Annotated in this window: 17 protein-coding genes; all 17 read right to left on the reverse strand. The window is 71.8% G+C overall.

What is annotated here, in order from left to right:
• Positions 1-3: 3 nt before the first annotated feature.
• The 17 genes from KLO01_RS15955 to rsmH all read right to left on the reverse strand — a co-directional run bounded on the left by KLO01_RS15955 (position 4) and on the right by rsmH (position 19523).
• Complete coding sequence (locus KLO01_RS15955; protein WP_147067004.1) at positions 4-1374, reverse strand: DivIVA domain-containing protein; 1371 nt, start codon at positions 1372-1374, stop codon at positions 4-6.
• Between the two features lie 72 nt (positions 1375-1446).
• Complete coding sequence (locus tag KLO01_RS15960; RefSeq protein WP_147067006.1) at positions 1447-1722, reverse strand: YggT family protein; 276 nt, start codon at positions 1720-1722, stop codon at positions 1447-1449.
• 45 nt (positions 1723-1767) lie between these two features.
• Complete coding sequence (locus KLO01_RS15965; RefSeq protein WP_147067007.1) at positions 1768-2256, reverse strand: cell division protein SepF; 489 nt, start codon at positions 2254-2256, stop codon at positions 1768-1770.
• A gap of 53 nt (positions 2257-2309) precedes the next feature.
• Entirely contained in the window at positions 2310-3008 is a 699-nt protein-coding gene (locus KLO01_RS15970) for a YggS family pyridoxal phosphate-dependent enzyme (protein ID WP_147067008.1), read from the reverse strand.
• Complete coding sequence (pgeF, locus tag KLO01_RS15975) at positions 3005-3727, reverse strand: peptidoglycan editing factor PgeF (protein WP_147067009.1); 723 nt, start codon at positions 3725-3727, stop codon at positions 3005-3007. Before pgeF ends, KLO01_RS15970 begins: the two co-directional genes overlap by 4 nt.
• A gap of 92 nt (positions 3728-3819) precedes the next feature.
• A complete protein-coding gene (gene ftsZ, locus KLO01_RS15980; RefSeq protein WP_147067011.1) occupies positions 3820-5121 on the reverse strand; it encodes a cell division protein FtsZ in 1302 nt (433 codons plus the stop codon).
• Between the two features lie 265 nt (positions 5122-5386).
• On the reverse strand, positions 5387-6142 hold the full coding sequence (locus tag KLO01_RS15985; RefSeq protein WP_246136262.1) for a cell division protein FtsQ/DivIB: 756 nt from the start codon (positions 6140-6142) through the stop codon (positions 5387-5389).
• Positions 6143-6153: 11 nt separating this feature from the next.
• Positions 6154-7599, reverse strand: coding sequence for a UDP-N-acetylmuramate--L-alanine ligase (murC, locus tag KLO01_RS15990; protein WP_147067014.1), 1446 nt, complete (start codon positions 7597-7599; stop codon positions 6154-6156).
• A 2-nt stretch (positions 7600-7601) separates the two neighbouring features.
• Entirely contained in the window at positions 7602-8708 is a 1107-nt protein-coding gene (murG, locus tag KLO01_RS15995) for an undecaprenyldiphospho-muramoylpentapeptide beta-N-acetylglucosaminyltransferase (protein WP_147067016.1), read from the reverse strand.
• The gene (gene ftsW / locus KLO01_RS16000; protein ID WP_147067019.1) at positions 8705-9952 is read right to left on the reverse strand and encodes a putative lipid II flippase FtsW; all 1248 of its coding nucleotides are present in this window, start codon (positions 9950-9952) and stop codon (positions 8705-8707) included. The genes murG and ftsW overlap by 4 nt, the downstream gene beginning before the upstream one ends.
• Before the next feature lie 4 nt (positions 9953-9956).
• The gene (gene murD / locus KLO01_RS16005) at positions 9957-11474 is read right to left on the reverse strand and encodes a UDP-N-acetylmuramoyl-L-alanine--D-glutamate ligase (protein WP_147067021.1); all 1518 of its coding nucleotides are present in this window, start codon (positions 11472-11474) and stop codon (positions 9957-9959) included.
• A complete protein-coding gene (mraY, locus tag KLO01_RS16010; protein WP_147067023.1) occupies positions 11453-12535 on the reverse strand; it encodes a phospho-N-acetylmuramoyl-pentapeptide-transferase in 1083 nt (360 codons plus the stop codon). The genes murD and mraY overlap by 22 nt, the downstream gene beginning before the upstream one ends.
• Positions 12532-13935 (reverse strand): UDP-N-acetylmuramoyl-tripeptide--D-alanyl-D-alanine ligase, encoded by a 1404-nt coding sequence (locus KLO01_RS16015; protein ID WP_147067025.1) that lies wholly within the window; start codon positions 13933-13935, stop codon positions 12532-12534. The genes mraY and KLO01_RS16015 overlap by 4 nt, the downstream gene beginning before the upstream one ends.
• Complete coding sequence (locus KLO01_RS16020) at positions 13932-15545, reverse strand: UDP-N-acetylmuramoyl-L-alanyl-D-glutamate--2,6-diaminopimelate ligase (protein ID WP_147067027.1); 1614 nt, start codon at positions 15543-15545, stop codon at positions 13932-13934. Before KLO01_RS16020 ends, KLO01_RS16015 begins: the two co-directional genes overlap by 4 nt.
• A gap of 11 nt (positions 15546-15556) precedes the next feature.
• Positions 15557-17353 carry a peptidoglycan D,D-transpeptidase FtsI family protein gene (locus KLO01_RS16025; RefSeq protein ID WP_246136264.1) on the reverse strand — a complete coding sequence of 599 codons (1797 nt, stop codon included), beginning with the start codon at positions 17351-17353 and terminating at the stop codon, positions 15557-15559.
• Positions 17354-17790: 437 nt separating this feature from the next.
• Positions 17791-18546: a cell division protein FtsL gene (ftsL, locus tag KLO01_RS17245; protein ID WP_186828090.1), complete on the reverse strand. Its 756-nt coding sequence runs from the start codon at positions 18544-18546 to the stop codon at positions 17791-17793.
• A complete protein-coding gene (gene rsmH, locus KLO01_RS16035; RefSeq protein WP_147067031.1) occupies positions 18543-19523 on the reverse strand; it encodes a 16S rRNA (cytosine(1402)-N(4))-methyltransferase RsmH in 981 nt (326 codons plus the stop codon). The genes ftsL and rsmH overlap by 4 nt, the downstream gene beginning before the upstream one ends.
• Positions 19524-19665: the final 142 nt, after the last annotated feature.

Below are 19665 nucleotides of genomic sequence, written 5' to 3' on the forward strand. Positions count from 1 at the left end.
GGGTCACTGGTTCTGCTTGGCGTCTTCCTCGACCTCGACGTCGACCGCCGTGTGGTCGAGCTCCTTGAGCTGACCCTCGATGTAGGTCTTGAGGCGGCTGCGGTAGTCGCGCTCGAAGCCACGCAGCTGCTCGATCTTGCGCTCGAGCACCGCCCGCTCCTCGCTGAGCTCCTGCAGGATGGCCGCCTTGCGCTGCTGCGCCTCGTGGACCATGCCTGTGGAGCGCTCGCGCGCCTCGGTGATGAGCTCCTCACGCTTGGCGTTGGCCTCGGCGAGCATCGTGTCGTGCTGCGTCTGGGCCGTCGTCACGAGGTCGTCGTGCTGGGCCTGAGCCGTGCTGATGAGCTCGTCGTGGCGGGCCTGTGCGGTGCTCACGAGCTCGTCGTGCTTGGACTGACCCGTGGTGACGAACTCGTGGTGCTTGGCCTCACCGGTCGAGATGAGCTCGTCGTGACGGCTCTGCGCCTCGCGGACGAGCTCGTCGCGGCGGGACTCACCGGCGGAGACGTGCTCGTCGTGCAGGCGCTGGGCGAGGGCGAGGACGCCGGCGGCGGAGCCGGCTCCGGCGCCACCGGCACCGGCGAGGGCCGCGAGGTCACCCTGGGGGGCCTCGGCGGGGGCGGCGGCGTTGGCGGTGCGCTCCCTGGACTCGGACTCGGCCTGCTCGGCCTCTGCCTGGGCCTTCTGGATCCGGCGCTGGGCGTCGGCCTCGGCCTCCTCGACGCGGGCACGCAGGGTGGCGAGCTGCTCGTCGGCGTTGTCGTTGGCCTTGTCGTAGACCGCCTGGCGCTCCTGCTCGTTCTTGGCGGACGCGGCTTCGTACTCGGAACGCTCACGGTCGCGCTCGGCGAGGACGGAGTCCCGCTCGCCGCGCAGGTCGTCCCGCTCGGCCACGAGGGAGTCGCGCTCACCGGCCAGCGAGTCGTGGCGACCGCGGATGTCGGCGAGCTCGCGCTCGGACTCGGCGAGCTTGGCCTCGAGCTCGCGGACCCTGGACTCGAGCTCGTTGTTGCGCTGCGAGAGCCCGTCGACCTCGCCGTCGTTCTGGGCGAGCTGGTTCTTGCCCTCGAGCTCCTCGAGCTCGCGGACGCGGGCCTCGAGCTCGGTGTTGCGGCCCTCGAGCTTGGCGATCTCGGCCGAGCGGTCGGGGGTGACGGCGGCCGGCGCCGGCATCGCGGCGGTGACCGGCTCGAGCCCACGGCCCTGACGGCAGTCGTTGAGCTGCTTGCGGATCTCGTCGTCGGTCTTGGTCATCCGACGCATCTCGGCGACGATGTCATCGAGGAAGTCGTCGACCTCGCGCTCGTCGTAGCCACGTCGGAACTGGGTGGTCGTGAACGTCTTGTTGAGGACGTCCTCGGGCGACAACGCCATGTCAACTCCTCTGTATCGATCGGTTCAGGGTGCCGTGAGCCTCACGAGCCCCACGGGGTTCAGCGATCCAGCCTAGAGGATCGCGATCAGCAGATAGAGACCGAGCACCAGGACGAGAAAAGCGAGGTCGATCGAGGCACCCCCCAGACGCAGCGGCGGGATGACCCTGCGCAGGGCGTTGAGGGGCGGGTCGGTCAGTGTGTAGACGGCCTCGGCGAGGACGAGCACGATCCCCCGGGGTCGCCAGTCGCGGGCGAAGACACGGATCCAGTCGAGGATGAGCCGCCCGAAGACCACCATGAGGTAGAGCCAGACGATGAATTTGAGCGTCGAGAGCACGGCGTCCATGGCGACAGTGTGCGTGAACGGTCTGTGGGCCAGCTGGGCCGGGGGTCAGCTCTGGTTGAACAGAGTGCGTCCGGGGACCGCCACGGACTCCTCGGCGTTGACCTCGACGGTCGACGGAGAGAGCAGGAACACCTTGGCGGTGACACGCTCGATGGCGCCGTGGAGCCCGAAGACCAGGCCGGCGGCGAAGTCGACGAGACGCTTGGCGTCGGCGTCGTCCATGTCGGTGAGGTTCATGATGACCGGCGTGCCCTCGCGGAAGTTCTCGCCGATGGTCTTGGCCTCGTTGTAGGTGCGAGGGTGGATCGTCGTGATCCTCGAGATGCCCGACGCCTCCTGGGTCCGCACGACCTGGGCGACGCTGCGACGCGTCGTCAGGGGCGTGACCTCGGCCGGGCGCTCACGCGTCTCGCGTGCGTCCTCGGCCTCGAAGGTCTCGTCGGTGTCGTACTCGTCGTAGGCCTCGTCGTAGTAACGACCCTCGTCCTCGGCCAGCCCGAGGTAGACCATCGTCTTGCGCAGCGCGCCAGCCATGAGTACTCCTAGTGCGAATCGGCGGTCACCGTGACCGTGTTCGTGAAAAGAAGTTACCCAAGTGACGGACGAGAACCGAGTATTGCGGTCCCGACACGCAGGTGTGTCGCCCCTTCGGCGACGGCGTCCTCGAGGTCACCGCTCATCCCGGCCGAGATCCAGGTCGCGTCGGGATGACCTGCCCGTATGCCGTCCGCGACCTCCCGCAGCCGCGCGAACGCGCGCCTCGGGTCACCGTCGAGCGGTGCCACCGCCATGATGCCTCGCAGCCGCAGCGACGGTGCCCCGGCGACGAGGTCGGCGAGGGCGGGCACCTCGTCGGGTGCGGCTCCTCCCCTGCCGTCGGCGCCGTCGAGAGCGACTTGGAGCAGGACGTCGAGCCGTCGACCGTGGCGCTCGGCGCCGCGGTCGAGGGCGGTGACGATCTTGGGCCGGTCGACCGACTGCACGACGTCGGCGTAGCCCGCGACGTGGCCGGCCTTGTTGGACTGCAGCTGCCCGATGAAGTGGACGGTGACGTCGTCACGGCGCGCGAGCTCGGCGACCTTGGCCGCGGCCTCCTGGTCCTTGTTCTCGCCGATGTGTCGCACCCCGAGGTCGACGAGGTGGTCGACGTCGCTGGCCGGGAAGTACTTGGTCACGACGACGAGCTCGAGGTCGTCGGCGTCCCGGCCGGCGGCCTTCGCAGCCGTGTCCATGCGCGCCCGGACCTCCCGGAGCCGGCCCGCCAGCTCGTCGCGCCGTCCGGTCACGACACGCCTCGCACGATGACCCCGGCGAACCGTCCGGTCGTCCCGTCGCGGCGGTAGGAGAACAGCGAGTCGTCCTCACGGGCGCAACCCGCGACCCAGGTGAGGTCGTCCACGCCGGCTGCTCGGAGCTGTGCGACGACGCCCGAGGCCACGTCGATGGCGGGTGTGCCCGTCCAGGACACGGCGCGGGCCTCGGAGGTCACCGCAGCCGCGGCCTCCCGCATCTCGAGGGGGACCTCGTAGCAGCGACCGCACACGCTCGGGCCGACGGCGGCGGCGATCCGGCTCGCCCCGAGGTCGTGCATCGCCGAGATCGCCTGTGCGAGAACGCCCGTCGTCATGCCGGGACGCCCGGCATGCACCGCGCCGATGACTCCGGCCTCCGCGTCGGACAGCAGGACGGGGGTGCAGTCGGCGACGAGGACCGCCAGGGCGAGGTCCGGCTCGGCGGTGACGACACCGTCGACGGGCAGCGCGCCGTCGGGCTTCTCGGTGACGACGGCGACATCGCTCCCGTGGCACTGGTCCATGAAGACGAGCCGCTCGACGTCGACGGCCAGTGCGGCTGCCACGCGGGTTCGGTTCTCGCGCACCGCATCCGAGTCGTCGCCGACGTGGCCCCCGAGGTTGAGGCCGGCATACGGAGGGTCGCTCACCCCGCCGGCGCGGTCGGTGAAGGCGCGGCGGATGCCGCCCAGGTCGTCTCGCCAGAAGAACACGGGACCACCGTAGACGCGACGAGGGCGACCGGCCACGGCCGGTCGCCCTCGTCGTGCGTGCGTCAGGTCGGTGCCTCAAGTCGCGTGGTGGGTCACTTCAGGAAGTCGGGCACATCCAGGTCGTCACCGTCGTCGAAGGTGACGGTGCGCGGCGGCGTGGGACGCTGCTCGGCCTCGGCGGTGCGCTGACCGTGCGACACCTCGACTGGCTGCCGGACCGGCTCGCTCGCCGGGACGACGGGCGGGACGGCCGGAGCCTGGGTGGCCGGGCGCTGCGGGTCGGGCTGGCCCGCACGCTGCAGGGGCTCGGGCTGCACCGGCGCCTGGCGCTGCGGCGGGGTGTGGTTCGAGGAGCCCTGCTGTGCCTGCTGGGCGGCAGCCGCCTGCTGGGTCTTGCTCGGACCCTGGATGCTGCCGATGCCACGCTCGTCGGGACGCTTGGCGGGGGTGCCGCCGTCGAACCCGGCCGCGATGACCGTGACCCGGACCTCGTCGCCCAGGGCGTCGTCGATGACGGCGCCGAAGATGATGTTGGCCTCGGGGTGCGCGGCCTCCTGGACGAGGCGAGCCGCCTCGTTGATCTCGAAGAGACCGAGGTCGCTGCCACCCTGGATGGAGAGCAGGACACCGTGGGCCCCGTCGATGCTGGCCTCGAGCAGCGGGCTCGAGATGGCGAGCTCGGCGGCCTGGACGGCGCGGTCCTCACCGCGCGCCGAGCCGATGCCCATGAGCGCCGAACCGGCACCCTGCATGACGGACTTGACGTCGGCGAAGTCGAGGTTGATCAGGCCCGGCGTGGTGATGAGGTCGGTGATGCCCTGGACACCGGAGAGCAGGACCTGGTCGGCGCTGCGGAACGCGTCGAGCATCGAGACGGCGCGGTCGCTGATCGAGAGCAGCCGGTCGTTGGGGATGACGATGAGGGTGTCGACCTCCTCGCGCAGGCTGCCGATGCCGGACTCGGCCTGGTTGGCGCGGCGACGGCCCTCGAAGGTGAACGGGCGCGTGACGACACCGATCGTCAGGGCGCCCAGGCCCTTGGCGATGCGCGCGACGACGGGGGCGCCACCGGTGCCGGTGCCACCACCCTCACCTGCGGTGACGAAGACCATGTCGGCCCCCTTGAGGACCTCCTCGATCTCCTCGGCGTGGTCCTCGGCGGCCTTCTTGCCGACCTCGGGGTCGGCGCCGGCGCCGAGGCCGCGGGTCAGCTCACGACCGACGTCGAGCTTGACGTCGGCGTCGCTCATCAGGAGGGCCTGCGCGTCGGTGTTGATCGCGATGAACTCGACACCCTTGAGCCCGACCTCGATCATCCGGTTGATGGCATTGACACCACCTCCACCGATGCCGACGACCTTGATGACGGCCAAGTAGTTCTGTGGTGTTGCCACGGTGTGGGGCCTTCCCTGAGAGTGCTGAGGTTCTGGTGCTGGGTGCTCGACTGGTTGGTCGGGGCCGGAGACCTCCGGTGAAGCCTCGACCTGAAGTCAAGAGTCACAGTTTGGTCACGACCCGATGAAGCGACGCTAGGCGTCAGCGTGGCCTCATGCAACGAGCGCGTGGGCGTGTCGCGCGCGAGTCCGGACCATTCTCGCCCACGGCCACCACGCGAGTCACATCACCCCCACCAGCCCCACCCGTCACTGGGGGAAACCCTCACTTGGACGGTGACGGTGAGGGCCCTCCGCGCGTCACCGGCGAGTCTGGCGCGCTCACGTCGATGACCTCCGGCTTGGTCGGGAGCAGCGCCCGCAGGATCACCAGCTTGCGGTCGGCGTCGTCGGCGCCGCCCCAGACGACGTCGACCCCGCCGAGCGTGAACGACACGAGGTTGGCGGTGCTCACCTGGATCGACGAGACCCGGGAGGACAGGTCCGGCGGCAGGGTCCGGACCATCGACAGCGCGGCCTCGAGGGCCTCCTTGGTCGTCCCCTTGGGCGACGCGGCCGTGACGAGCGGGACCCCGGCTGGCGGGGCCTTGACGACGTCGTACGAGACACCCGTCGCGTCCACAACCTCAAGTTGACCCTGAGGGTTCTTGAGCACGAGCGCGGGGTGCCGCTGGATCGTCCGGACCCGCAGTGTCGAGGGCCACCCGCGTTCGACCGACACCTCGGCGATCGTCGTGCGGCTGCGCACCCGCTCCTCGACGGCCTCGAGGTCGACCCGCGCCAGGGGCGTGCCGGTCGGGACCCGCACGAGGCCCACGACCGCGGTGCGATCGGCGCCGGTCACGCCGGTCACCTCGACCGAGCGGACGGCGAGCAGCGGGCTCCAGAAGGCGACCCAGGCGAGACCGACGAGCACGGCCACCGCCACCGCGGTCCAGAGTCCGCGCAGCCAGGGACGGCGTCGACGCTGGAGGGCGCGTTCGCGGAAGCGGGGGTCGGCCTGGGCGAGGCCGCGGCTCACGCCGACGCCGCTCATCGCTCCCCCAGTGCCGTGAGGACGTGGACGGCGAGCTCGGTGACGTCGCCGGCGCCGACGGTGAGGACGAGGTCGCCCTCTCCCGCCACGGAGGCGAGCAGCGCGGCGACCGACTCGAAGGTCCCTCCGACGTGGACCGAGCGCTCGCCCGGGAGCAGCCGCAGCGGGGTGGCGACGAGCTCGCTCGTCACGCCCTCCATCGGCTGCTCACGGGCGCCGTAGACATCGAGCAGGACGACCGTGTCGGCAGGCGCGAGCCCGTCGGCGAAACCGTCGGCGAAGTCGCGGGTGCGCGAGTAGAGGTGCGGCTGGAAGGCGACGTGCAGCCGACCGCCGCGACGGCCCGCGATCTCGGCGGCGGTGGAGACGACGGCGGCGACCTTGCCGGGGTTGTGGGCGTAGTCGTCGACGACGGTCACGCCACGGACCTCTCCGCGGACCTCGAACCGGCGGCGTGCGCCGTCGAAGCCCGCGAGCCCGGCGAGGGTGCGTGTGCGGTCCGCACCGAAGCCCTCGGTGGCGGCGAGCAGCGCGGCCGCCGCGTTGAGCGCGTTGTGGGCTCCGGGCGTGGCCAGCCGCAGGGTCTCGACGCCTCCGCCGGGCAGGTGCAGCGTGGTCGTCGTCCCGATGCCCTCGGTGTCGGGGCGGTGCCCGGACAGCCGCAGGTCCGCCGACGGGTCGAAGCCGTAGGTGAGGACCCGCGTGCCGGTGGCGGCCACGCGTGCGGCGAGCCGGGCCGAGCCCGCGTCGTCGGCGCAGGCCACGAGGAGCCCACCGGGACGCAGGGAGGCGGCGAACTCGGCGTAGGCCCTCTCGACCTCGTCGAAGGTGCCGTAGAAGTCGAGGTGGTCGGGCTGGACGTTGGTGACGATCGCGACCTCGGGCCGGTAGACGAGGAACGAGCCGTCGCTCTCGTCGGCCTCGACGACGAAGACGTCGCCGTCGGCCCACGCCGCGTTGGTGCCCTGTCCCGTGAGCTCGCCTCCGGACGCGAAGGACGGGTCGAGACCCGCCTCCTGCAGCGCGACGGTGAGCATCGACGTCGTCGTGGTCTTGCCGTTGGCGCCTGCCACGGCAGCCGGGCGTGCGTCGTGCATCGTGGCGGCGAGCCCCTGCGAACGGTGCAGCACGAGGAGCCCGGCGGCACGCGCCGCGGCGAGCTCGACGTTGGACTCCGGGATCGCCGACGAGATGACGACCGTGTCGACGTCGGCCACATGGGCCGGATCGTGGCCGACGCTCACGTGGGCGCCGAGGTCGCGCAGGCTCTCGAGCACCGCGCTGTCCTTGGCGTCGGAGCCGCTCACCGCCACACCGCGCGCCAGCATGATGCGGGCGACCGCGGACATGCCCGCCCCGCCGATCGCGATGAAGTGGACCCGACCCAGCGTCTCGAGCCCGGGGACCTCGCTGGTGAAGTCGAACCGGGGGTTGCGCGACATGGTCAGACCTTCCCGGACGCCGCGTCCACGACGAGGTCGGCGAGCAGCTCGTCGCCGTCGCGCTCCCCCACCGATGCGGCCGCGGCCGCCATCTCGCCGAGGCGGGTGGCGTCGCGCAGCAGCGGGACGAGGGTGGTCTCGATCCAGGCCGGCGTGAGGTCGGCGTCCTCGACGACGAGGCCACCACCGGCCGACACGACGGCCTCGGCGTTGAGCCGCTGCTCGCCGTTGCCGATGGGCAGGGGGACGTAGGCCGCCGGCAGGCCCACCGCGGTGAGCTCGCAGACGGTGTTGGCTCCCGAGCGCGCCACGACGATGTCGGCCGCGGCGTAGGCGAGCTCCATCCGGTCGGCGTAGGGGACGACGACGTAGGGGGCGCCCGCGCCGGACTCCTCGACAGGGAACTCCTTGCCGACACCGGTGACGTGGAGGACCTGGACCCCCGCCGTGCGCAGCGAGCCCATCGACGTCCGGAACGCCTCGTTGATCCGCTGCGCCCCGAGCGAGCCGCCGGTGACGAGGACGGTGGGCCACTGGGGGTCGAGCCCGAAGGCGGCCAGCGCCTCGGCGCGTCGGGCCTTGCGGTCGAGCAGCGCGATCTCGCGGCGCAACGGCATACCGGTCACCGTGGCCCCGCGCAGCGGGGTCCCCGGGAAGGTCACCGCGACGTGCTTCGCGAAGCGGGCACCGAGCTTGTTGGCGAGGCCGGGTCGGGCGTTCTGCTCGTGGATGACGACGGGTATGCCGCGTCGTCGCGCCGCGAGGTAGGCGGGCGTCGAGACGTAGCCGCCGAACCCGACGACGACGCGGGCGTCGGCCTTCGTGATCGCGGCGTCGGCGGCGGCCACGGCCCGGCGCAGCGAGCCCGGCAGCCGGAGCAGGTCGCCGGAGGGCCGGCGGGGCATGGGGACCTTGGGGACGACCTCGAGGTCGTAGCCGCGCGCGGGGACGAGTCGCGCCTCGAGGCCCTCGGCGGTCCCGAGCGCGACGATCCGCACGTCGGGCTCGCGGCGGCGCAGGCAGTCGGCGAGGGCCAGCAGCGGCGACACGTGACCGGCGGTGCCGCCCCCGGCGAGCAGGACCGAGCCGACGGTGAGCTGGGTGCTCATCGCCCGGACCTCCGCTTCGGGATGACGGCGAACGACCGCTTGATGAGCGAGGGGCGGCCGGCGAGGGCCTTGGCGCACCCGGGCTCGGCGCGGGCGAAGGAGAGCAGGATGCCGAGCGCGAGCATCGTCGTCACGAGCGACGACCCACCCGAGGAGACGAGCGGCAGCGGGACGCCGATGACGGGGAGCAGTCCGATGACCGCGGCGACGTTGATCATCGCCTGGACGACGATCCAGCTCATGATGCCGGCCGTCGCGACGCGGACGAAGAAGTCCGACGTGCGCATGACGAGGCGGTAGCAGGTGAGGGCGAGGACGACGAAGAGCGCGAGCACCATGATCGTGCCGGGCAGGCCGAGCTCCTCACCGATGATGGCGAAGATGAAGTCGTTGTGCGGCTCCGACAGCCACTGCCACTTCTCTCGCGACTGCCCCAGCCCGACGCCTGTCCAGCCACCGTCGGCGAGGGCGTAGCGGCCCTGGATCGACTGGCGTGCGGCACCGAACGGGTCGGTGTCGCGACCGAGCCAGACGTCGAAGCGACCGAGGCGGTTGGGGCTGGTGACGACGAAGGTCACCGCCACCGCGGCGAAGCCCGCCGCCGCCATGGCGAACCAGCGACCGGGGACACCGGCGGTGAAGAGCACGCCGCCCACGACCGCCGAGAGGATGAGGACGGTGCCGAGGTCGTGGCCGAGCAGCACGAGACCGATGGCGAACATCGCGACCGGCAGGACGTAGGGCACGAGCGCGTGGCTGACCTGTCCGAGCTGCTTGCGCTTGGCCGACAGGATGAGCCCGCCGCTGAGGGCCAGACCGACCTTGAGCAGCTCCGAGGGCTGCATCGAGAAGACGCCGAAGTCGAGCCAGTTGCGGTTGCCCTTGACGTCGACGCCGAGCGGCGTGAACACGAGCACCTGGAGCACGAGGCCGGCGCCGAGCAGGGGCAGCGACAGGCGTTTCCAGGTCGCCACCGAGAGCCGTGAGGCGATGAGCAGGGCGGTCCCCCCGATGAGGGCGAAGACCGTCTGGCTGATGACGATCGAGTAGGCCGAACCGGAGTTGGTCGCCTGGAGCGAGGAGACGGTCGAGGCCGACAGGACCATGATCAGCCCGAAGCCGACGAGCACCGAGGTGACGCCGACGAGGACGTAGTAGGTCGTGACGGGACGGTCGAGGCGCTCGAGCCACCCGGGGACGACCCCGAAGCCGCGCTCCGCGCCGGAACCGGTCGTGCTGCTCACTGACTCACTCCTCGGAAGCCGATCGGCGGAGCACCGCCTCGGCGAAGGCGTCTCCGCGTGCGCCGTAGTTGTCGAACATGTCCATGGACGCCGCGGCCGGTGCGAGGAGCACGACGTCGCCGGGCTGGGCGAGCGAGGTTGCCTCGGTGACGACGCGGTCCATCGCTCCAGTGTCGGTCTCGGCGACCTCCACGACGGGGACATCGGGGGCGTGTCGGGCAAGCGCCTGCGCGATGGTCGCGCGGTCGCGCCCGAGGAGCACGACACCCCGGAGCCGGCCGGCCGCCGACCGCACGAGGTCGTCGACGTCGGCCCCCTTGAGGAGCCCTCCGGCGACCCAGACGACGTGCTCGTATGCCGTGAGCGAGGCCGCCGCTGCGTGCGGGTTCGTGGCCTTGGAGTCGTCGACGTAGCGCACCTCGTCGATCGTCGCGACGTGCGCGATCCGGTGCGCCTCGGGCCGGAAGGCCTTGAGACCGGCCCGCACCGCGCCCGGCTCGACACCGTGGGCGCGGGCCAAGGCGGCGGCTGCGAGCGCGTTGGCGACGAGGTGGGGGGCGACGTCGGGGGCGTCTGCGCGCAGGTCCTCGATCGAGGCGAGCTCGGCGGCTGCGTGGCGACGCTGCTCGACGAACGCCCGGTCGGCGAGGACGTCACCGACCACACCGAGCATCGACGGCGCCGGGGTGCCGAGCGTGAAGCCGACGGCGCGACAGCCCTCCTGGACGTCGGCCTCCTCGACGAGGCGCTCGGTCTGGGGGTCGTCGACGTTGTAGATGCAGGCGATCTCGGTGCCCTCGTAGACCTTGCCCTTGGCGGCGAGGTACGCGTCGTAGCTGCCGTGCCAGTCGACGTGGTCGGGTGCGACGTTGAGACACACGGACGCCTGCGGACGGATCGAGTCCGACCAGTGCAGCTGAAAGCTCGAGAGCTCGACGGCGATGGCGTCGAACGGCTGGGGGTCCATGACCGCCTCGAGGATGGGCGTGCCGACGTTGCCCGCGCTGATCGCCCGCTCCCCCGCTGCCCGCAGGATCGAGGTGAGCATCTGCACGGTCGTCGTCTTGCCGTTGGTGCCGGTCACCGTGAGCCACGGTGCGGCCCCCTCGGTGGGGCGCATCCGCCAGGCCAGCTCGACCTCGCCCCAGATCGCGACACCGGCCTGCGCGGCGGCCGCCAGCAGGGGCTGCGTCGGCGCCCACCCCGGTGAGGTGACGACGAGGTCGACGGGGTCGGACGGCATACGGGAGACGTGCTCGGGACCGAAGCGCAGCTCGGCGTCGAGGATCTCGAGGATGCGCGCCCGCTCGGCCATGGCCGGAGAGGCGTCGGGCGACGAGCCGTCGACGACGATGACGTGGGCGTCGCGCTCGAGGAGGGCGTCGGCGGCCGCGAAGCCGCTCACGCCGAGGCCGGCGACGAGCACGCGCAGGCCGGCCCAGTCGGACTCGCGCGAGGTGAGTCCTGACAACCTCGAGGCGCGACTCGGGTCGTTCGAGGTCATGCCGCGCCCACGACCCATTCGGCGTAGAAGAGGCCGAGCCCGAAGGCCACGAAGAGGCCCGCGATGATCCAGAACCGGATGACGATCGTGACCTCCTGCCAGCCGAGGAGCTCGAAGTGGTGCTGCAGCGGCGCCATCCGGAAGACCCGTTTGCCGGTCGACTTGAACGACGCGACCTGGATGATCACCGACAGCGTGATCGTCACGAAGAGGCCGCCGAGGATGACGACGAGGAACTCGGTGCGGGTGACGATGGCCAGACCGGCGAGCAGACCACCGAGCGCCAGCGACCCGGTGTCGCCCATGAAGATCTTGGCCGGCGAGCCGTTCCACCACAGGAAGCCGAAGCAGGCACCCATCGCCGCGGCAGCGATGATGGCGAGGTCGAGCGGGTCGCGGACCTCGTAGCACTTGATGCCAGCGTTGGTCTGGCAGTTCTGGTTGAACTGCCAGATGCCGATGAGGACGTAGGCGGCGAACGTCATCACCGAGGCTCCGGTGGCGAGGCCGTCGAGCCCGTCGGTGAGGTTCACGCCGTTGCTCGTGCCGGCGATGATGACGTTGGCGAAGAGGATGAAGAGCAGGACCCCGACGATCGTCCCCGCGAAGGCGAGGTCGATGTTGGTGTCGCGGACGAACGAGATCTTCGTGGACGCCGGGGTGCGACCCGAGCCGTTGGGGAACTGCAGCGCGAGGATCGCGAAGATCACGCCGACGAGCCCCTGGCCGAAGAGCTTCTGCTTGGACCGGAGTCCCAGGCTGCGCTGCTTGCTGATCTTGATGTAGTCGTCGAGGAAGCCGACGAGCCCCAGCCCTGCCATGAGGAAAAGGACGAGCACCCCGCTCCAGCTCGGGGCCGTCCAGAACGCGAGGTGCGCCGCGCCGTAGGCCGCGATCGTCGCGGCCACGATGACCGCGCCGCCCATCGTCGGCGTGCCGCGCTTGGTGTGGTGCGAGGTGGGTCCGTCGTCGCGGATGAACTGGCCGTAGCCGCGCTTGACGAGGACCTTGATGAACATGGGCGTGCCGAACAGTGCGACGACGAGACTGACCACCGCAGCGACGAGCACGGCCTTCACTGGGGATCCTCCTGGGTGGTGCGGTCGGTGGTGGTGAGTCTGTCTCCGAGCCACCGTAGACCTGCATCGCGGCTGGACTTGAACAACACGACGTCGGGTGGCGCCACTTCGGCGCGGAGGACGACCTCGGCCGCGTCGGCGTCCTCGACCCAGCGGATCCGGGTGTCCGGCGTGGCCGGGATGTCGGCCATCGGACGGGCCGTCGGGCCGACGACGAGCAGCTCGTCGACGCCACGGCGCTGCGCCTCGGCACCGACCTCGGCGTGGTCGTCGTCGGACTCGTCGCCGAGCTCGAGCATCGAGCCGAGGACCGCCCAGGTGCGACGTCCCGTCCCCATGGTCTCGAGGGCGGCCAGCGCCGCGCGCATCGAGTCGGGGTTGGCGTTGTAGGCGTCGTTGACGATGGTCACGCCGTCGGGACGCTGCGTGACCTCCATGCGCCAGCGGCTCACGACACCGGCATCCGCGACGGCGGCGACGGTGGCGTCGAGCGACATCCCGCACTCGAGGGCCACGGCGATGACGGCCAGCGCGTTGCCCACGTGGTGTCGGCCGACGAGCCGCAGGTGGACGGGGGCCTCCCCCGCCGGCGTGACGACGCGGAAGCTCGCGCGCCCGTCGCTCGCGAGGCCCACGTCCTCGGCGCGCACGACGGCGTCGGACGCCTCGCCGACGAGGACGACGCGGGCCTCGGTGCGCTCGGACATGGAGCGGACGACGGGGTCGTCGGCGTTGAGGACGGCGACACCGTCTGCGGGCAGGGCCTCGACGAGCTCGGCCTTGGCGCGGCCGATCGCCTCGCGGGAGCCGAACTCGCCGACGTGGGCGGTGCCGACGTTGAGGACGACGCCGATGCGCGGCGGTGCGATGCGGGTGAGGTACTCGATGTGCCCGATCCCGCGCGCGCCCATCTCGACGACGAGGAACCGCGTGTCGTCGGTGACGCGGGTGACCGTGAGCGGCACGCCGACCTCGGAGTTGTAGGAGCCGACCGGCGCGATCGTGGGCCCGCTCGTGGCGAGGACGGTCCCGAGGAGGTCCTTGGTGCTCGTCTTGCCCGAGGACCCGGTGATGCCGATGACGGTGAGGTCGCGGGCGCGGTCGAGCACGGCGCGCGAGAGGGCCACGAAGGCGGCCTGCACGTCGTCGACGACGACGCACGGGAGCTCGTCGACGACCCGGCTCGTCAGCGCGGCGACGGCGCCCTGGTCCCGGGCTGCGGCCACGAAGAGGTGGCCGTCCATGCGCTCCCCGATGCGGGCGACGTAGAGGCTTCCAGGCTCGGCCTCCCGGGAGTCGGTGACAACGGCGCCGGTGACGACGGGCGCCGCGGCGGGCTCGACGCCGTGGGGGGCACCGCCCGTGAGCTCGGCGATCTCGGTCAGGGAGAGGGCGATCACCCGGTGGTCTCCTCGTCGGTGTCCGTGGTGGTGGTCTCGTCGTTGGTGGTGCCGCCAGCAGCGCCGGCAGCGCCGGCCTCGCCGTCGGCGGCGTCGAGCGCGGCCCTGAGCTCCTCGCGGTCGTCGAACGGGTGCACCACGCCGGCGACCTCCTGGCCGGTCTCGTGGCCCTTGCCGACGACGGCGACCACGGAGCCCGGGCCACCCTCGCGGGCGAGCCGCACGGCCTCGCGGATGGCCTCGCGCCGGCCGCCGACCTCGACAAGCGTGGAGCTGCTGTCGACCGAGCGCGCGCCCTCGAGGACGGCGGCACGGATGCTCGACGGGTCCTCGCCGCGCGGGTTGTCGTCGGTGACGACGACGGCGTCGGCGAGCCCGGCGGCGGCGCGTCCCATGCCCTGGCGCTTGCCGCGGTCGCGGTCACCGCCGGCACCGAGCACGACGACGAGCCGGCCGGTGGTCGAGGGCCGCAGGGCGGCGAGGGCGGCCTCGACGGCGTCTGGAGTGTGGGCGTAGTCGACGACGGCGAGCAGGTCGTCGCCGTCGGTGGACGAGGTCACCCGCTCCATCCGGCCCGGCACGTGCGGGTCGGTGAGGATGGCCCGGCTCACGGCGTCGGTCTCCTCACCGAGGAGCAGGAGGGCGACGGCAGCCATGGCGGTGTTGGCGACGTTGAAGTCCCCGGGCAGGGCCGAGCGAAGGTCGAGCTCGATGCCACGGCCGCGCAGGACGAAGCGCGACGGCTCCTGCTCGTCCACGGTGACGGTCCAGTCGGCGTCTGCGTCGGGCAGGGTCGTCAGGGTGGTGACGGGGACACCGGAGCGCTCGACGAGCCGGCGACCCCAGACGTCGTCGACGCAGACGAGCCCGCGCAGCGAGTGCTCCGTGCTGAACAGCCGCGCCTTCGCGCTGAAGTAGTCCTCCATGTCGGCGTGGAAGTCGAGGTGGTCCTGCGACAGGTTCGTGAAGAGCGCGAGGTCGAAGACCACACCGTCGACGCGGTGCTGGCTCAGCGCGTGGCTCGACACCTCCATGACGCACGTGTCGGTGTCGCGCTCCTCCATGACGGCGAGGATCGCGTGCAGGTCCGTGGCCTCGGGCGTGGTGCGGACACTCTTGATCCGCTCGTCGCCGATCCGGGTCTCGACCGTCCCGATGAGACCGGTCCGGTGCCCGAGGACGGCCAGCGCGCTCGAGACGAGGTATGCCGTCGTCGTCTTGCCGTTGGTCCCCGTGATGCCGACCATGGTCAGGCTCTGCTCGGTCGTGTCGTAGATCCGGGCCGAGAGGGCGCCGAGCACCGCACGGGGCTGCTCGACGACGAGGGCCGGGAGGGCGACAGCGGCGGCGCGGAGCCGCTCGGCACCGTCGGCGTCGGTGAGCACCGCGCTCGCGCCGGCCGCCTGCGCCTGCGCGGCGAAGTCGGCGCCGTGCGCACGGGCGCCGGGCAACGCGGCATACAGGTCACCGGGTTGGACGGCACGGGAGTCGAGGGTCACTCCGGTGACCCCCACGTCGAGGTCCGCCGATGTCTCGATGGAGGCGTCGACGAGCAGCGCGAGCTCACGAAGGCTCGAGCTGTCACGGGAAGCGGGTCGGGGAGCAGACACGACCAGTCAGACTACTTGGCCGGGTGACGTGCCTTGTCACGCAGCGTGTCCGGGTTGGACAGCGCCTCCTCGGGCGTCACCGAGAGCGTGATGGGCGCGGCCGCGGTCCCCGTCGGCGGGACCTTGAGCTCCTGGAGCGCATAGGTCATGACGTCGTGGAAGACCGGCGCCGCGACCGTGCCGCCGTAGATGCTGGCGCTCGGCCGCTGGAGGATCACGGCCACGACCAGCTCGGGGTTGTCGGCGGGGGCGTAGCCGATGAAGCTCGCGGTCTTGCCGCTGTAGCGCTTGAGCCGGGCGTCGTAGAAGTCGGCGGTCCCCGTCTTGCCGGCGACGCGGTAGCCCGGGATCTGGGCCTGCGGCGCCGTGCCCTCCTTGGAGACGACACCCTCGAGCATCGCGTTGACCTTGGCCGCGGTGTCCTCGGAGACCACCCGCGTGCCGGGCTTCTCCGCCGCCTTGGTGAAGGTGCCGTTCTCGGCCGTCGTGCCCTCGATGAGCGAGGGGGTCATCCGCATGCCGCCGTTGGCGATCGTCTGGAACACCGACGCCGCCTGGATCGCGGTCACCGAGAGTCCCTGGCCGAACATCACGGTCGAGCGCTGGGTGCCGCTCCACTTGCTGGACGAGGACAGCAGTCCGGCCGACTCACCCGGGTAGCCCATGCCCGAGCGCGACCCGAGGCCGAACTTGCGGAAGTACTCCTCGAGCTTCTTGGGCGGCATGGTCTCGCCGATGAGGATCGTCCCGATGTTGCTCGACTCGGCGAGCGTGCCGGCGACGGTCCGGTAGAGCGTCGGGTGGTCGTGACTGTCCTTGAAGCTCGCGTCGAAGCGCTGCATGCGGTTGGGGATGACCACCGGCTGGCCGGGCGTCACGAGCTTCTCCTCGAGCGCCGCCGCGACGGTCATGACCTTGGCGGTCGAGCCGGGCTCGAAGACGTCGTTGAGGGCCTTGTTGACGAGACTGCCCTTGGCGCTGGCGATGTCGTTGGGGTCGAACGTCGGGTAGGACGCCAGCGCGAGGACCTTGGAGGTCTTGGCGTTCATCACGACGGCGGTGCCCGACTGGGCACCCATCTTGGCCATCTGCTGCGCGAGGGCGTTCTGGGCGTACCACTGGATGTTGGAGTTGACCGTGAGCATGACGTCCTGGCCGTCGTCGGCCGGGGCGCCTCCCTGACGTCCGCCGGGGATCTTCGACCCGTCCGGGGCCTTCTCGAAGATCGAGTAGCCGGCGGTCCCCTTGAGGGCGGTGTCCATCATCGACTCGAGCCCACCACCGGCGGCGCCGTCGTTGGTCACGAAGCCCACGAGCGAGGCCGAGTTCGGCCCCTGCGGGTAGACGCGCTCGGGCACGGCCTCGGCCGAGTCACGGTAGATGCCGGGGATGCCGAGGTTGGCGATCTTGCGCCAGGTCAGCGGGCTCACCTTGCGGTCGAGCACCTGGTAGCGGCCCGACCCGCCGAGCCGCGGGCGCAGCTCGTCGGCGGTGCGGCCGAGGAGCGGAGCGAGGGCCTTGGCGGCGAGGTCGACGGCGACGCCGCTCGTCGCGGGGTCGCAGGTCTTGGTGCTCTTCTGCTTGTAGGTGCAGACGGCGGTGGGGTCGGCGACGACGGTCTCGCGGGCCCGGCTGGAGGCGAGGACGACCCCGTCGGAGGACGTGATCTTGCCGCGCAGAGCGGGGATGACGACCTTCTCGGTGCGCTGCTCGAGCGCCTGGGCCGCCACGGCCGACGAGTCGAAGCCCTGGATGCGGAGCAGCTGCGCCGCGAAGATGCTGAAGACGAAGAGGACGGCGATCGTCATGCCGCGCATCCGACGACGCGGGTTGCCCGGTGACCGGGTCGCCTTGCGGCGCGCCGGCGGTCGCCGTGGCGGACCGGTGCGGCGTGCCGTGCTGCGCGGGGGGACACCTCGTCCGGAGCCGGCGCGAGAGGCCGTGGCCCTCGAGGTCGACGAGCCCGAGCCACGAGCGGCGGACGTCTTGGCGGCGGTCGCCTTCGACGCGGTCGCCGGGCGCTTGGCCGCGGGACGCTGCGTCCGGGCGGCACCGGCTGCCGGGGGCTGGCGCTTCTTGGCCGGACGCGCCGGGCCGGTCGCGGGCTTGGCCGCGCCTGAAGCAGGACGTGCACCTGAGGAAGGACGCGCGGAGGAGCGAGGAGTGGAGGCGGAGCGAGGAGTGGAGGCGGACCGACCAGACCGCCGGGGCTCGCGCCCTCCGGACGGAGGCGGGGTCCGGGGGGTCACGGCGTCGTCGTGGCGCTCGGCGCCGGGTTCGGGTCCGTGGACGAGGCCGACGGGGACGGCGAGGAGGACGCCGAGGGCGAGGCGCTCGGCGAGGCCGAGGACGAGGACGAGGACGAGGACGAAGGCGCGGGCGTCGAGGACTCGTCGGCCGACCGGGCGCTCTTGGTCGACGTCGTCGCGGTCGTCTCGCCGGTGCGCGAGTCGACACTCGTGGTCGTGACCTCGATGTTGCCCCCCTTGAGGGTCGTCACGGTCGTCGTCGTCACGGTGCCCACCGTCTTGACCGTCGTCTGCGGGGTCGTCGCCGGACGGGCTGCCGCGGCAGCGGAGCTGCCTTGTGTGGCCACCGTAAATTCCTTCTGCGCCGTTGCGCCCTGCGCCACGCCGAGGACCTTGCCATCACTCAGGCGGAGGAAGGCTGCCGTCTCCGAGGGGACCATGCCCATGTCGAGGGCGCGCTGGGCCAGCACCGAGGGCGCGCTCTGCGCGTCGATGGCGTGGCTCAGCGCCTCCTCGGCGTCGGCGAGCTGGTTCGACTGGTCCTGGAGGTCGCCGAGGACGAAGGAGCCCTTGGCCATGGCGGTGTTGAGCATGAGCACCCCGAGCAGGCCCGCGACGAGCAGCGCGAGGCACGCGGCGACGAACGCCGGCTGCCCCTGCTGGGGCTGCTGGCGGACCACGCGCAGCGGCTGCGGCCTCGTGGGCCGAGCCGGTGAGCGGTGGAGTTGGCGTGCGGTGGCGGTCGTGGTCATCGCCGGGCTCCCTGGGTGGATCGTGTGCGTTCTGCGACCCGCAGTCGTGCGGAGGCGGATCGTGGGTTGGTGGACTGCTCGTCGGCCGGGGGCTCCTCTGCCCCTCGGGTCAACAGGCGGAGGTATGCCGCGTGCTCGGGGAGCTCGACCGGCATACCGGGCGGTGTCGTCGAGGTGGCACCGGCGACGAGGGCGCGCTTGGTGATCCGGTCCTCGAGCGAGTGGTAGGACAGGACGGCGATGCGGCCACCGACGGCGAGGACGTCGATGGCGCCGACGACCGCGCGCTGCCATGCGCCGAGCTCGTCGTTGACCTCGATGCGCAGCGCCTGGAAGGTCCGCTTGGCCGGGTGCCCACCGGTGCGCTGCGACGCGGCCGGGACCGCGTCGCGCAGCAGGTCGACGAGGCGCGCCGAGCGGGTGAAGGGCTCGACCTCACGCTCGCGGACGATGGCCGAGACGATGCGCTTGGCGAAGCGCTCCTCGCCGAAGTCGCGCAGCACGCGGATGAGGTCGCCGGGGGCGTAGGTGTTGAGGACCTCGGCGGCGGTGATCCCGCTCCCCTGGTCCATCCGCATGTCGAGGGGTGCGTCCTGGGCGTAGGCGAAGCCGCGGTCGGCCTCGTCGAGCTGGAGCGAGGAGACACCGAGGTCGAACAGCACACCCTGCACCTCGCGCAGCCCTGCGTCGGCGACGACGTCGGCGATCTCGTCGTAGACGGCGTGGACTGCACGGAAGCGGTCCCCGAACCGGGCGAGGCGCTCACCCGCGAGCGCGAGGGCCTCCTCGTCGCGGTCGATGCCGATGACGGTGGCCTCGGGGCAGCGCTCGAGGAAGGCCTCGGTGTGCCCACCCATGCCCAGGGTCCCGTCGACGAGCACCGACCCAGGCGCCTCGAGCGCCGGGGCGAGGAGGTCGACGATGCGGTCGCGGAGCACGGGCACGTGCCGCTCGTGGGCGGCTCCCCGTGACTCCATGTGGTGCTCCTCGTCTGACTGGCGTGTGGGTGGGACTGGCGGTGCGGCGGTCGTGGTGCGCGGTGGTGGGTGTCTGCGTCGTGCTGGAGGTCGATCCCTGTGGTGGTCCTGTGCCCCGGCCCCTGGTCCCCATCCGTCCGGG

It is taken from the genome of Knoellia locipacati, assembly GCF_007992835.1.
Classification (GTDB): domain Bacteria; phylum Actinomycetota; class Actinomycetes; order Actinomycetales; family Dermatophilaceae; genus Knoellia; species Knoellia locipacati.

Excerpts from the sequence above, each read along its gene's own strand:
- KLO01_RS15955 (WP_147067004.1), bottom strand. The coding sequence starts at position 1,374 with ATGGCGTTGTCGCCCGAGGACGTCCTCAACAAGACGTTCACGACCACC.
- KLO01_RS15960 (WP_147067006.1), bottom strand. The coding sequence starts at position 1,722 with ATGGACGCCGTGCTCTCGACGCTCAAATTCATCGTCTGGCTCTACCTC.
- KLO01_RS15965 (WP_147067007.1), bottom strand. The coding sequence starts at position 2,256 with ATGGCTGGCGCGCTGCGCAAGACGATGGTCTACCTCGGGCTGGCCGAG.
- murC (WP_147067014.1), bottom strand. The coding sequence starts at position 7,599 with ATGTCGCGCAACCCCCGGTTCGACTTCACCAGCGAGGTCCCCGGGCTC.
- murG (WP_147067016.1), bottom strand. The coding sequence starts at position 8,708 with ATGAGCACCCAGCTCACCGTCGGCTCGGTCCTGCTCGCCGGGGGCGGC.
- murD (WP_147067021.1), bottom strand. The coding sequence starts at position 11,474 with ATGGGTCGTGGGCGCGGCATGACCTCGAACGACCCGAGTCGCGCCTCG.
- KLO01_RS16025 (WP_246136264.1), bottom strand. The coding sequence starts at position 17,353 with ATGACGATCGCCGTCCTCTTCGTCTTCAGCATCTTCGCGGCGCAGCTG.
- ftsL (WP_186828090.1), bottom strand. The coding sequence starts at position 18,546 with ATGACCACGACCGCCACCGCACGCCAACTCCACCGCTCACCGGCTCGG.
- rsmH (WP_147067031.1), bottom strand. The coding sequence starts at position 19,523 with ATGGAGTCACGGGGAGCCGCCCACGAGCGGCACGTGCCCGTGCTCCGC.